The sequence below is a fragment of the Frondihabitans cladoniiphilus genome, from assembly GCF_039544345.1.
In the GTDB taxonomy this organism is placed as follows: Bacteria; Actinomycetota; Actinomycetes; order Actinomycetales; family Microbacteriaceae; genus Frondihabitans; species Frondihabitans cladoniiphilus.
On record NZ_BAABLM010000005.1, the window covers coordinates 273,317 to 286,241 of the forward strand.

General features: G+C 68.2%; 13 protein-coding genes. 8 read left to right on the forward strand and 5 right to left on the reverse strand.

From position 1 onward, the window contains the following. Positions 1–13: 13 nt before the first annotated feature. The 5 genes from ABEA39_RS13200 to ABEA39_RS13220 are packed head-to-tail and all read left to right on the forward strand — an operon-like array spanning position 14 to position 3,083. Complete coding sequence (locus tag ABEA39_RS13200; RefSeq protein ID WP_345376370.1) at positions 14–790, forward strand: glycosyltransferase family 2 protein; 777 nt, start codon at positions 14–16, stop codon at positions 788–790. Beyond that, positions 777–1,400 carry a PI-PLC domain-containing protein gene (locus ABEA39_RS13205; protein WP_345376371.1) on the forward strand — a complete coding sequence of 208 codons (624 nt, stop codon included), beginning with the start codon at positions 777–779 and terminating at the stop codon, positions 1,398–1,400. Before ABEA39_RS13200 ends, ABEA39_RS13205 begins: the two co-directional genes overlap by 14 nt. After that, positions 1,397–2,035 carry an HAD family hydrolase gene (locus ABEA39_RS13210; RefSeq protein ID WP_345376372.1) on the forward strand — a complete coding sequence of 213 codons (639 nt, stop codon included), beginning with the start codon at positions 1,397–1,399 and terminating at the stop codon, positions 2,033–2,035. The genes ABEA39_RS13205 and ABEA39_RS13210 overlap by 4 nt, the downstream gene beginning before the upstream one ends. Beyond that, positions 2,032–2,763 (forward strand): glycosyltransferase family 2 protein, encoded by a 732-nt coding sequence (locus tag ABEA39_RS13215; RefSeq protein WP_345376373.1) that lies wholly within the window; start codon positions 2,032–2,034, stop codon positions 2,761–2,763. Before ABEA39_RS13210 ends, ABEA39_RS13215 begins: the two co-directional genes overlap by 4 nt. Further along, positions 2,760–3,083 (forward strand): hypothetical protein, encoded by a 324-nt coding sequence (locus ABEA39_RS13220; RefSeq protein ID WP_345376374.1) that lies wholly within the window; start codon positions 2,760–2,762, stop codon positions 3,081–3,083. The genes ABEA39_RS13215 and ABEA39_RS13220 overlap by 4 nt, the downstream gene beginning before the upstream one ends. Positions 3,084–3,099: 16 nt before the next feature. Here ABEA39_RS13220 and ABEA39_RS13225 read toward each other — a convergent pair whose 3' ends face one another. The 5 genes from ABEA39_RS13225 to ABEA39_RS13245 form a co-directional block, all read right to left on the reverse strand. Beyond that, on the reverse strand, positions 3,100–4,359 hold the full coding sequence (locus ABEA39_RS13225) for a glycosyltransferase (RefSeq protein ID WP_345376375.1): 1,260 nt from the start codon (positions 4,357–4,359) through the stop codon (positions 3,100–3,102). Then, complete coding sequence (locus tag ABEA39_RS13230; RefSeq protein ID WP_345376376.1) at positions 4,352–6,355, reverse strand: hypothetical protein; 2,004 nt, start codon at positions 6,353–6,355, stop codon at positions 4,352–4,354. Before ABEA39_RS13230 ends, ABEA39_RS13225 begins: the two co-directional genes overlap by 8 nt. Then, a complete protein-coding gene (locus ABEA39_RS13235; protein ID WP_345376377.1) occupies positions 6,352–6,558 on the reverse strand; it encodes a hypothetical protein in 207 nt (68 codons plus the stop codon). The genes ABEA39_RS13230 and ABEA39_RS13235 overlap by 4 nt, the downstream gene beginning before the upstream one ends. Next, positions 6,551–8,353, reverse strand: a complete 1,803-nt coding sequence (locus ABEA39_RS13240) for a glycosyltransferase (RefSeq protein WP_345376378.1) — start codon at positions 8,351–8,353, stop codon at positions 6,551–6,553. The genes ABEA39_RS13235 and ABEA39_RS13240 overlap by 8 nt, the downstream gene beginning before the upstream one ends. 137 nt (positions 8,354–8,490) lie before the next feature. Next, the gene (locus tag ABEA39_RS13245; RefSeq protein WP_345376379.1) at positions 8,491–9,726 is read right to left on the reverse strand and encodes a glycosyltransferase family 2 protein; all 1,236 of its coding nucleotides are present in this window, start codon (positions 9,724–9,726) and stop codon (positions 8,491–8,493) included. 259 nt (positions 9,727–9,985) lie between these two features. On the opposite strand from ABEA39_RS13245, the gene ABEA39_RS13250 reads away from it, so the two are divergent. From ABEA39_RS13250 to ABEA39_RS13260, 3 genes are all read left to right on the forward strand, one after another. Then, positions 9,986–10,798, forward strand: a complete 813-nt coding sequence (locus ABEA39_RS13250; protein ID WP_345376380.1) for a GntR family transcriptional regulator — start codon at positions 9,986–9,988, stop codon at positions 10,796–10,798. 256 nt (positions 10,799–11,054) lie between these two features. Continuing rightward, the gene (locus tag ABEA39_RS13255) at positions 11,055–11,972 is read left to right on the forward strand and encodes an ABC transporter permease (protein ID WP_345376381.1); all 918 of its coding nucleotides are present in this window, start codon (positions 11,055–11,057) and stop codon (positions 11,970–11,972) included. After that, entirely contained in the window at positions 11,969–12,889 is a 921-nt protein-coding gene (locus ABEA39_RS13260) for an ABC transporter permease (protein WP_345376382.1), read from the forward strand. Before ABEA39_RS13255 ends, ABEA39_RS13260 begins: the two co-directional genes overlap by 4 nt. Positions 12,890–12,925 lie beyond the last annotated feature (36 nt).

Consider the following 12,925-nt stretch of genomic DNA (forward strand, 5'->3'; position numbering starts at 1 on the left):
GACGATCACCGAGATGTTGAACATTGTCATCCCCATGGCCGGAGCGGGCAGTCGGTTCGCAGCAGCGGGCTTCGTGGATCCGAAACCGCTCATCAAGGTGCGTGGGGTCGAGATGATCCGAGTCGTGATCGACAACCTCGCTCCGTCGGCCGAGCATCGGTTCGTCTTCATCTGCCAGAGCGAGCACGTCGCGGCCTACGGTCTCGAGGAGAAGCTGCAGCGGTGGGCTCCCGGTGCCGCGGTGCTGACAGTCGACGGCCTGACCGCCGGTGCGGCCGCCACGGTCCTCGTCGCCGAAGAGCTCATCGACACCGACGACCAGCTGATGATCGCCAACAGCGACCAGTTCGTCTCGGTCGACATCGACTCCTATCTCGACACGATGGAGTCCGCCCACCTCGACGGGCTGATCATGACGATGACCGCCGACGACCCGAAGTGGTCGTTCGTCGGGCTCTCCGACGACGGCCTCGTCACCACTGTCGTCGAGAAGCAGGTCATCTCGAACGAGGCCACCGTCGGCATCTACAACTTCCGCCGCGGCTCCGACTTCGTCCGCGCAGCCAAGGCGATGATCGAGCGCGACGAACGCTCCAAGGGCGAGTTCTACGTGGCTCCCGCGTATAACGACCTGATCGCCGAAGGGCAGCGCATCGGCATCGAGAACGTCGGGGCCGAAGCCGACGGGATGTACGGACTGGGCATCCCCGCCGACCTCGAGCTCTTCGAGGGGCTCGCCGTCTCCGACCCGATCGAGAAGCTCGCCGAGGTCACCCGTGCGGATTCTTAGTCACCGGGGCCACTGGCTCGACGCCTCGGAGAAGAACACCCTGGCGGCGTTCGAGCGGTCGTTCGCCGGAGGGTTCGGAACCGAGACCGACCTTCGAGACCTCGCAGGCACGGTCGTCATCTCGCACGACATGCCCACCGGGCCCGAGATGACGGCGAGCGATTTCCTGGGCCTCGACCGTGCATCCTCGCTGCCTCTCGCTCTCAACATCAAGGCCGACGGGCAGGCCGACGTCGTCCGCCGGCTCATCGACGCGGCGGGTGCCGATCAGGCTTTCGTCTTCGACATGGCGGTGCCCGACATGCTCGCCTATTTCGCGGCCGGGGTGCCCGTCTACACGCGCATGTCCGAGGTCGAGCGGGAGCCGGCCTGGCTCGAGCGCTCCACGGGCGTCTGGCTCGACGCCTTCGAGGGCACCTGGTACGACCGCGAGCTCGTCGAGCGCCTCCTCGTCGACGGGACCCACGTCTGCGTCGTCTCGCCGGAGCTGCACGGGCGAGACCATCTGGCCACCTGGGAGATCCTCGCGCCGCTCGTCGACGCGCCGAACCTCTCGATCTGCACCGATCTGCCGCTCGACGCGGCCACCGCGTTGGGAGTCGTCTCGTGAGTCACGCCATCAAAGCCGTCGTCTTCGACATGGACGGCGTGCTCGTCGACGCGAAGGAGTGGCACTACGAGGCCCTCAACCTCGCCCTCGGCCTGTTCGGGTACACGATCCTCCGTACCGAGCACCTCGAGACGTTCGACGGCCTCCCGACCAAGAGCAAGCTCGAGATCCTGAGCGCCGAGCGAGGCCTGCCGACCGGCCTGCACAAGTTCATCAACGAGATGAAGCAGTCGTACACGCTGGAGATGATCCACACTCGCTGCCGACCCACGTTCGCGCACCAGTACGCCCTCTCCCACCTGAAGCGCGAAGGGCTCCTCATCGGCGTCGCTTCCAACTCGATCCGCGAGAGCGTCGAGCTGATGATGGAGAAGACGGCCCTGTCCGAGTACCTCGACGTGCTCCTCGGCGCCACCGACGTCGCGAATCCGAAGCCGCACCCGGACATCTACCTCGAAGCGGTCCGTCGTCTGGGCCTGGACCCGACCGACGTGCTCGTCGTGGAGGACAACCAGAACGGGATCGCCGCCGCGAAGGCCGCCGGCTGCCATGTCCTCGAGGTGGCGGACACCCACGAGGTGAACCTGGAGAACATCCACCGGCGCATCGCCGAGGTCGAAGGAGTCCACGCATGAAGGTCCTGATCCTCGCCGCCGGACGCCGCGAGCCCGGCGTGACCGACAACTATCCGGTCTGGCTGGCCGAATTCGCCGGGCAGCCTCTCATCGAGAGCCTGCTCCAGCGAATGAAGTCGTTGGGTGACCCGGAACTCCACGTGGCGCTCCGCTCGACCGAGCTCTCGAAGTACCACCTCGACGACATCATCAAGCTGATCGACGAAGAGGCCACCATCATCCGGGTCGAGAACGACACCCGAGGTGCCACCTGCACGGCCCTCCTGGCGATCGACCACATCGACACCGACGACGAACTGCTGATCGTCAACGGCGACGAGCTCGTCGACCTCGACCTCGGCCCCGTGCTCGACGAGTTCCGCCAGGCCGGGCACGCGGCGGGCACGCTGACGTTCCCGTCCGTGCATCCCCGCTATTCGTACGTGCGTCTCGACGCGGCCGGCATGGTCGTGGAGGCCGCCGAGAAGCGGCCGATCAGTCGTCACGCCACGGCCGGCGTCTACTGGTTCCGTCACGGCTCGGACTTCGTCACCGCTGCCAAGAACCAGATCCGCAACCGCGACTCGGTCGAAGGGCTCTTCTACATCTGCCCGTCGCTCAACGACCTGATCCTCAAGGGGCTTCCGGTCGGAACCCACGAGTTCCCGGCACGCAACTACCACCCGCTGAAGACCGAACGCCAGGTCGACAGCTACAGCAACGCGCTCGAAAGGCCGGCCGGAGAATGAAGCACTCACGACTCGAGGACATGACCGGCGGCTGGTTCGTCGGCGGTTTCACCCCGACCGCCCTCTCGACCGAGAGCGCCGAAGTGGCGGTGAAGTCGTACAAGGCCGGCGATTACGAGGCCAAGCACCTGCACAAGGTCGCGACCGAGGTCACGCTGATCCTGTCCGGACGCGTGCGGATGGCCGGCGGCGAGTTCGGCGCCGGCGACATCATCGTGCTTGAGCCGGGCGAGGCCACCGATTTCGAGGCGCTCACCGATGCAACCAACGTGGTCGTGAAGACCCCTGGCGCTCTCGGCGACAAGTACCTGGTCGACTGAGCCACCACCCGGCGGACTAGTCGGGCAGCGAGGCCTCGAACGTGTGGTGCGCCTCCAAGAAGGCCCGATTGGCTGCGACGAGCTCGGGCCCGCTGACGATCGGGGCGGTCTTGTCGAGGAAGGCCGTCACGCCCCGGGCGACGTCTTTCGCGTCGGTGGGTTCGACGAAAAGGCTCGGATTGAAGTTGATCTGGCCCAGTGACGAGCCGGAGCCCGAGATGGCGGGCAGCCCGAAGGACTGCGCCTCGAGGATCGGCAGCCCGAGCCCTTCGTAGAGGGAGGGGAACAACAGCACGTCGCACGACCGGTACAGAGCGACCAGGAGCTCGTCGGACGCCCCTCGGTACCACGTGACGGCCGCCCCGTTTTCGCTGAGGCGCTCGAAGTAGTCCTCCGGTGCGTGACCGGGCGAGAGTCGGCTGTTGCCGACGATCTCGATCGAGAGCGGCCGGGTGCGGCTCAGGTCGGAAAGGGCACGGGTCACCTGCTCGATGTTCTTGCGCGGATCGAGGACGTTCACCAGCAGGATCCGGGCCGCGCCCGCAACGCCGCCGGGTGCATCCACCGTCTCGACGTCTCGATAGTCGGCCAGGAAGCGATCGAGGTCGAAGGGCACGTCGACGACGACCGCGGTGCCCTCGTCGGGCTCGTAGTAGCGCAGGAAGTCGTCGCGCGTGCTCGTGCTGATGCAGAGGATCGTGTCGACGTGGTCGAGGAAGAACTCGTAGCCGCGATGGTGCGAGTGCGCGAACCCCGTGACGGGCCAGTTGGGCGTGCCGAAGTCCATCGCCTGCGCGGCCAGGAGGTTGGGGACCAGGTCGTAGACGACGCCGTGCGTGAACCGCTCCGAAGGCATCAGCTGGTCGCACAGCCACGGGTTGCTGAGGAGGGAGACATCGAAATCGGCCGCTCGGACCCAGCCGACCAGCGCCGTCGAGAGGTCGAGCGGCTGCTCCGCCGCGAGCGAGGGGGCGAGCGTGGGATGCGCGTGCCCGGCTCTCGCGGTCGCAGTGCTCCACGCGGGGCTCGTCATGCCGCTGCTTCGTCGGGAGATGTCGATGCGGGTGCGAGCCGCGGCCTCCGCGTCCACGAGAGCGAGGACGCCCTGGTGGACGACGGCCAACTCCACCTCGAAGCCGCGGGCGAGCAAGCGCTCCCAGTAGTCGACGATGACCCGGCGGACACCGACGTGCTCCTGGGCGAACCGGGGCTCGACGACCAGCAGGGCGCGGCGTCCGGACGGCTTCATCGCGAGGCCCTCGGCGCCGTCAGGCACGGGCCTGACGGATTTCGCGAGCGGTCAGCGAGTGGAGCGCGATGCCGAGCCGGCGGTGGTCTCCCGAGCCGGTCTCGTCGAGCGGGGCCGAGGGCCAGGCGATCTCGAAGCCGATCTCGAGCCAGCCACGGGTCACCAGGGAGGCAGGCACGGTGAGCGTGCGCTTCTGGAGGTGCGCTTCGGTGAAGGTCCAGATCTCGAGCGGCACCCCGGCCGCGTTCACGACGACGCGCTGTTCTCCGGTGCCGGCCGGGAGGTGCGGCTGGATCTCGGCGGTCACCAGGACGTCGTGATCGGGCGCGATGGGCGGGGCCGGAACCGCCACCGAGGCGCGCTCGCCGACCGACCAGCGGCCCCATGCCTCGGCGTGACTCCAGCCGACGAGCTCCGACGGCTGCGTGAACGTCTCGCTGAGGCTCACCTCCAACGGGAACGACGCGCGCTCGAGATCGAGGTCGAGCCGAAGCGTCGCCAGGACGAAGCCGGCCGGGTCCGCCGAGGTCAGTTGGACGTTGAACGTGTCGCTGTCGTTGGCGAGGTCGTCGGGGATCGCGAAGGTGAGATCGGTGACCTGACCGCGCGACGAGGTTCCGACGAGGGGCGCCCGGCGTCCGTTCACCCAGGCTTCGGTGAGTGCGACGTCGTGGCGTCCGCCTCGGACGCCGAGAGTCAACGACCATCGTCGGTCGGCGACGCCTTCGGGCACCCGGGGACGGACGGAGATCTCGGGCGAGCGGGTCGCGGACCAGTGGAGGCCGTCGGGCTGCGCGTGCCACGCCTGAGGCAGCGTGACGCCGTGGTCGGCGAGCCATTCGGCTCGAGAGGCTGAGGTGAACGACAGGGTGGTTCCCACCAGGTACTTCGGGCCGAGCAGGTCGGGGGTGAGATACTCCGGGCTGTAGGGGAATCTCTGGAAGACGGAGACCTGATCGCTGCGGGTCAGGTCGGTCAGGACCACGACCGACTCGGAGAAGCGGGCGACGACGCCGGCGTTGGCGAGGCGCCGGGTGAGCTCGACGTCCTCGGCCTCGGCCCAGAAGAGCAACTCGTTGAACCGGGTCGCGCGCAGGACTTCGGTGCTGGCGATCATGATGCCGCCGTTGACGTACATCGACGGTGTGTAGTCGCCCGGTTGGAGTTCGCCGACGCTGGCGATGTTCCAGAGGTCGGTCGAGGCGACGCGGGCCGGATAGCGGAATCCCTCGACAGTGCGCTGGGCCGGCACGAGGACGTCGAAATCGGGGCCGAACTCCTTGAGGTTCGTCAGGAAGCCGGGAGTGAACGAGTACCGGTCGTGCGCGAGGACGACGGTGTCGCCGGCCGCTGCCGCCACGAGTCGGTTCTTCTTGTTGGTGATCCAGCCGAGGTCGGCGAAGCGCGAGGACTGCTCGACGAGTCGGGTCCGAGTGAGTTTCTGGTCGATGTGGTCGACCGCACCGGCCGGCCCGCAGACGAGGACCTCGTAATCGACCTCGTCGATGCCGTCCATGAGCATGACGCTGTCGACGAACCGGGTGATGCGCTCGGGGAACCGGCCGTCGGCCACGAGCCCGAAAGTGAGGGAGTCGAGGGAACGCCGGCGGGGCTCGGCGGACAGACGCAGGCCGATCACCTTGGATCGGTCGTCAGCCCAGCGTCGGGAGAAGAGGACCTCGGCCCGACCGCCCGTCCAGGCGTCGATGGCTGTGAGGAGTTCGTGGCTGTTGACGTACCGGTACGGGTAGTAGCGGATGACGAGGGTGCCGGTGCCGTTCGTCAGGTGCAGGAGTTCGTCGAGGACGAGACGCCACTGCTTGACCTGGCCGAGGTCGTGCTCGACGAAGAAGACGCCGTCGAACGAACCGTGGAGATCGGGATCGACGCGGAAGTCGGTGTTCGAGTCGAGGACGTCGAGGGACGACACGAAACCGGGGAGGGGCGGCGTGGATCCGACCCAGTAGTTGAGCTTGGACGGGTCGAGGAAACCGAGTTCGTCGGCACTGAGGAGGTCGGTCATGCGTCGCTCTCCGGAACGTCGGGAAGGGCGGGCACGGTGCGAGTCGGTCGCGAGTTGACGAGCAGGGCGTCGATGATGCCGGCGAGTTCGGTGTTCTTGAGCTGCAGCACGTCGTTCTGTCGGCGGGCCGCCGCCAGCGCGGCTTCGGCGGCGAGGGCCCTTCGACGCTCGCGCCGGAGCTGTTCCAGGGTTTCGTCAGACATGCTCGCCTCTCGCCAGCCAGTTCCAGGTCGCCTCCGCATAGGCCTGCCAACTCGAGAGCGGCGTGCCGTCGGCCTCGGACTTCAACCGGGCGTACTCGTCGGCATCGGTGAGCATCGTCGTGAGAGCCGCGGTCACGGTCGACACGTCGCCCGGAGCGATGAGCAGGGCACCGCCTGTGCGGGCGACCTCGGCCATGCTGCCGAATCCGCTCGTGATGACGGGAGTGCCCACCGACAGGGCTTCCGCGATCGGAAGGCCGTAGCCTTCGACGAACGACGGCAGGACGACGACGTGGGCCTCTCTGTACAACGACCACAGCTCGGCTTCGCTCACGTTGTTCAGAGTGGAGACGGCTCGGCCCAGTTCGGACTGCCGCTCCACCAGTTCGGCGAAGTCGCCCTGGTGCCAGGCGTTCGGGGCGACGAAGACGACTTCGAACTCGATCCCCGCGGACCAGATCGCGGCTGCGGCGGACAGGGTTGCCCGTTGGTTCTTGTGGGGTCCGATCGATCCCACCTGCAACACCAGGGGCAGTTCGGGTCGCTTGCGCAGATGTGCGATCGTCGCGGCCGTCGAGGGCGGGGCTGCGGGGGGCGGGACGATGGGCAGCAGATGGGCTTCGACGACCGGACCGGAGAACCCCTGCGAGGCGAAACCCAGGTTGAGGCCGCGGAACTCGGCGCCGGCGCTCTCGGAGATGGCGGACACCCGGCCGGAGTGCTTGATCATCGACGTGTACACGGCGAAGTCTGCCGTGGTCTGACGAGGCACGAATTCCGATGCAGCCGTGGGGATCGTGTCGTAGACGATCGCGGCCAGCGTGTTCGTCGACGAGTGGCCGACGCACCGGAGGATTTCGAGGTCGCCTGGCAGTTTGAGCTCGGGGACGATGACGGTGGTGTTCCAGGGGACGACGACCTCGGTCGGCAATTCGCCCGCGCCGGCCGGTGCGACGGGATTGCCCATCGCCGAGTCGTCCCATTCGACGACGCGGCCGAGTTCGGCGGCAGTGGGCACGCGGTACGCGCGGGCCGCTTCGTCGAGGACGAGCACGGTGGCGCGGGAGCCCCAGAGCGGGACGACGTTGCGGACGACCCGCTGGACACCCGTGTGCAGGGGAGTGGACGCCGTGTGCGTGACGTCGACGACAGGCGTGCCGATGATCCGGAGGGGAGTCGCCACCTGCCACTGGCCCGTGCGCTGACCGCGCCAGGCGCGCAGGCGTGCGATCGCCCGTTCCGTCTGGCCGGCCGCGGCGTCGGCCAGGACGAGGTCGAGTTGCGAGTCGGTGGGAAGGGAGCCCAGGTAGCCGACGAACACGAGCCACCAGGAGCTCCGGTCGGTCGGCGGTTCGGCCAGGAGGCGGGCCTCGGCCGGAAGGGGGTCGGTCTGGCTTGCGCCGACGAGCGGGGTGCCCAGGGTGGCCAAGACCGTGGTCAGGCGACTGTCGAGGAGGAGGTCGTCGATCTCGCGCGAGATGAAGTGGAAGGCGGGCAGAGCCTCGGCGTGAGGCGGGGCGGGGGCCGGGCGGGGCTGCGGGGGCGGTGTGCTCGAACCGATGCGCCGCGTGAGCCGTCGCACGGTCGGCGCCGCCCGGATCCCGACCTCTTTCGCGTCGCGGAGGTACCGCGTGACCCGCCACGAGGTCGAGCTCTCGAGCTCGGCGATGCGCACACGCAGGGCGTGGATCTCGCCCTCCGAACCGGTGTGGGGGCCGGATGACGGAACCCCGGCGCGTCGGAGGTCGCGAGCTTCGTTCTGAGCCCCCTGGAGTCGACGGACGAGAAGTCTCACGCGACGTTCGAGCTGCTCGATCGTCTTTCGGTCTGATGGCGCCGAGGCGACGTCGGAGGGTGATCCTTCCCCCAAGGCTCGCGCGGCGTCGTCCTTCATTGGTTCCGGCACGTCGAACGACTCTACCGCATCGCTTTTCACGACCGACCGGAGCGACGACGGTTCACGACGAGGCCCGCTTGCCAGCGGACGATGCCGAGGGGACCTCGGGAGTCGAGGTCGTCGAGGCGATGGTGGAGGAGATCGTTCTCGTTGTGCAGATGGACGGCCTCCGTCTCGAGGGCGTCGACGCGATCGGCGAGCTCGGCCACGCGGTTGACATGGGCAGCGAGGTGTCCGGAGAGCTCGCGGATCTGCGTGGTCCGCTGCTGCTCCGTCTTCTGGAGGAGAGCCGCGAGCCGAGCGTGTTCGCCGGCTTCGTATTCGTAGTGGCCGGTGACCCACCGGGTGAAGCCCGCGGCGACCGAGCGGGCCGTGGTCTCCGCGGAATCGCGGATCTCGTCGAGAGAGGGCGCCGTCCGCCCGAAACTGACCCGCGCGTCGTCGACTGCGACATCGCAGAGGGCATCGACAGGGGCATCCTCTTCGGGCGCGGAGGCGAGGGCGGCGGCCCAGCGCTCGCGGAAGAACTCGACGGAGTGGCTGAACGACCACACACGGAACGTGTTGTCGCCGGCCGTCGACGCTCCGGACAGGTGCGTCACTCGAGCGCTCGGTTCTACGACCACGGCGAGCCCCGCCGCTTTGAGCCGGAACTGCAGGTCGACGTCCTCGCAGTAGGCGGGTTCGTAGGCGGGGTCGAACCCTGCGGCGGCCTGGAACGCCGGAGTCGGCACCAGAAGCGCGGCGGCCGAGCCGTAGTCGACCGGACGTCGTTCGAGGAGCCCCTGTTCGGCGGCCTCGTCGAGAGTCAGGCCGTGGCCGAGTTGGATCGTGTCGGCGCTCGCCAGAACGCGGCTCCCGCTCTCTTGCACGGTTCCCGACGGATTGAGGAGGAGGCTGGCGACGGCCCCTACGGCCTCGGTCGCCACCGCCGCCGAGTGCAGCGCCCGGAGCCAATCGGCGTCGACCACGGTGTCGTCGTTCAGGAAGACGAGGTGCTCGCCCCGGGCCGCCGCGGCACCGGCGTTGCACCCGCCTCCGAAACCGACGTTCGCGGGAAGGTCGACGATGGTGGCGCCTCGGACCTCGCCCGCCACGATCTCGCGGACGGCGGCGTCCGCGCCGTTGAGGACGAGGACGACTTCGAACGGCGGAGCGTCGACCAGGCGGGTCAACGACTCGAGGCACTCGATCAGTTCGGTGGTCGTCCGCCAGGCGAGGATCACGATGCTGCAGGTCGGATGCTCGGGCGGAGCGAAGGCAACACTCATCAGCGGAAAGCTCTCCTTGGTCGTGCGTCGGCGAGGAGTCGGCCCGCCGGATGACTCACGGCACCGCCGCTGGTCGCCGCTCAGCCTAGCGCGGGGGTCCTGGCCGTCCGAGGAGCGCTCGCCGCTCCGGGCGGCAGAGGCCGCGCATCCCACGTAACACAACCGTAACGAGCGCGCCATGAGGCCGACGAGAAGCGGAACTAGAGTCCGAAACAGGGCGGCCCTGCCCGGACGAGCCGCCACGATCGAAGGAGCCGCCATGGACGAGCAGATGGATCTTGCCGAAGCGATCGGCCGGGCTCGAGCGGGGAGCCAGGGCCGGATCCGCGCGCTGCTGCAGTCGTCGCCGCGTCGCGCCCACGTGCTCCTGCGGGCGAGCATCCGCCGCGGGGTGCTTCCGGCCTCGTCGAACGTCGAGGAGCAGTCGCTCATCATGTCGATGATGATGAGCCGCAACAGCATCCGCAGCGCCCTCCAGCAGCTCAACAGCGAGGGCCTGGTGCAGCGTCGTCAGCGCCTCGGCACGAGCGTGGTCGGAACCATCTCCGAGCTGCCCCTGCTCGAACTCCTGCCGGTCAAAGGGTGGTCCTCCGCGCCGCGCGAGCAGCACGCGAGCATGTCGCTCGGCATCGAGCACCTCGAGAAGGCCGAGGTCCTCGCCGACGAGCACATCCAGGGGCGCCTCCGCCTCCCGTCGAACCGGGTGATGATGCAGGAGGACCTCGTGACCCGCGGCGGTGAGGTGATCGGCATCATCGTCGGCTATCACCCGATCGGAGCCGACGTCAGTCGCGAGCCCGACGCCGCCGAGGACGACCGCTACAACTACCTGCGGATGATCTCGCGCTCGCACATCGAGGCGACCGTCGAGGCGGTCAACTGCGACGAGCGCACCGCGAAGGTGCTGGGCGTCGCCGAGGGGGCGGCGATCCTGGTCCGCGAGACGCTGCTCTACGACAGCGACGGCGCCCCGAAGATGCTGGCCTACGGGCACTACCGCGGCGACCGGGTCGCGCTCTGGGCCGAGGACGCCGCCGTGCCCGCCATGGTGCCGCCGGGATCCGCGGACTGAGACGGAACGACGAAGGGCATCGGACGACACCCGATGCCCTTCTCTATGAGTCGGCGGTGTCCCCGGGGCGTGAGCCGGGCATCCCACCGGTGGTCGTTTTGTCGGCACCCGTGACGAAAACCCCGATCAAGCCACCATTGCGCGAATGTGACGAGAGCGCAATCAACCTGGAACGGCCCGGGACCGAATCGGAAACGTCGACACGCTTCACTGATGACGTCCCGAAACCGACCCGATCGCAGAAAGGGGGATGCACGTGGCCCGCTTCATCACCCGCCGCCTCATCCAGGGAGTGGTCACCGTCTTCGGTGTCCTGACCGTCACGTTCTTCCTGGTGCGTCTCAGCGGCAACCCCGCGGCTCTCCTCCTCGGCCCCGAGGCCAGCCAGCAGGCCATCGCCGCGCTGAGCCACACCCTCGGCTTCGACCAGCCGCTCATCGTCCAGTACGGCAAGTTCCTCGGCGGCGTCGTCACGGGCAACATGGGTAACTCCCTCGCCCAGAACCTGCCCGCCATGGGGCTCGTCCTGCAGCGGCTGCCCAACACCCTCGAACTCGCGCTGAGCTCGTTCGTGCTCGGCCTGGTCCTCGCCTTCGTGGTCGTCCTCCTCCTCCAGCTCTCGGGCAGCTCGCGTCTCCGCAACGCGATCCTCTGGTTCGCCAGCGCCCGTCAGGCGATCCCGTCGTTCTGGCTCGGCCTGGTGCTCGTGCTGGTGTTCGCCGTGCAGTTGAAGCTGCTGCCGTCGATCGGCAACCAGAGCATCAAGTCGCTCGTCCTGCCGGCCTTCACCAGTGCCACCCTCGAACTCGCCCTCTACATCCGTCTCCTCGACGGCGGCTTCGGCGACCAGCTCCGTCAGGACTACGTCCGCACCGCCTACGCCAAGGGGCAGACCCGCACCAAGGTGATCGTGCGGCACATGCTCCCGAACGCCGTGCTGCCGATCATCACCGTCGCCGGCCTCAACCTCGGATCGCTCCTCGGCGGCACCATCGTGGTCGAGCTCGTCTTCGCCTGGCCGGGGGTCGGGCAGCTTTTGATCAACTCGATCAGCAGTCGGGACTACACCCTCGTGCAGGCCGCGATCCTCGTCATCGCGCTGTTCTTCGTCATCGTCAATTTCCTGGTCGACCTGCTGTATTCGGTTCTCGACCCGAGAGTGAGGCTCCAGTGACCGACATCGCCATCAACGAGACCGGGCTGGCCCCGGATCCCGCACCGGAATCCGCCCCTCGGCTCGGCGACACCCCTCGACGCAAGCGCCGGCTCGGCCTCTCGCCGTCGCTGATCGTGGCGCTCGCTCTCGTCCTGATCGTCGTGCTGATGATCGTCGTCATCCCGTTCCTGCCGGGCTACGACCCGCTGACCCAGGACCTCACCAAGCGGTTCCTGCTCCCCGGCAGCCCCGGCCACCTGCTCGGCACCGACCAGCTCGGGCGTGACATGCTCGACCGTCTGGCCCTGGCCGGCCGCACGAGCCTCAGCATCGCGATCCCCGCGGTCGCCGTCAACATCGTCATCGGCGTGCTGCTCGGCCTGTTCGCCGGCTACTTCGGAGGCTGGCTCGACAACGTGATCTCGGCCCTCGCCGACATCCAGCTCGCGATCCCGATCATGCTGCTGCTGATCGCCATCGTCTCGGCCATCGGTCCGAGCGAGATCACCCTGATCGTCGTCATCGGGCTCACCAACTGGGTCGGCTACGCCCGCGTGTCCCGCGCGACCGCCTGGCAGCTCCGCGAACGCGAGTTCATGTGGGCTCCGAAGACGCACGGGGCGTCGCGGCCGTGGATCATGCGCAAGCACCTGCTGCCCAACGTGATCCCCTCGCTCGCCGTGCTCGTGCCGTTCGACATCGGCGTGATCATCCTGCTCGAGGCCGCCCTGTCGTACCTCGGCCTCGGCATCCAGGCGCCCACCCCCTCCTGGGGCGGGATGATAAAGGACGGTCAGGCCTACCTGAGCCTCAGCCCCCTCACCACGGTGCTGCCCGGGATCATGCTCTTCATGCTCGTGGCCGGCCTCCAGTTCGCCAGCCAGCGGCTCACCGGCGAACGCGACGGTGTGCGTCAGGACGCGTTCAGCCAGTGAGCGACGACCCGAGCACGACCACCCCCACCCCCGTTC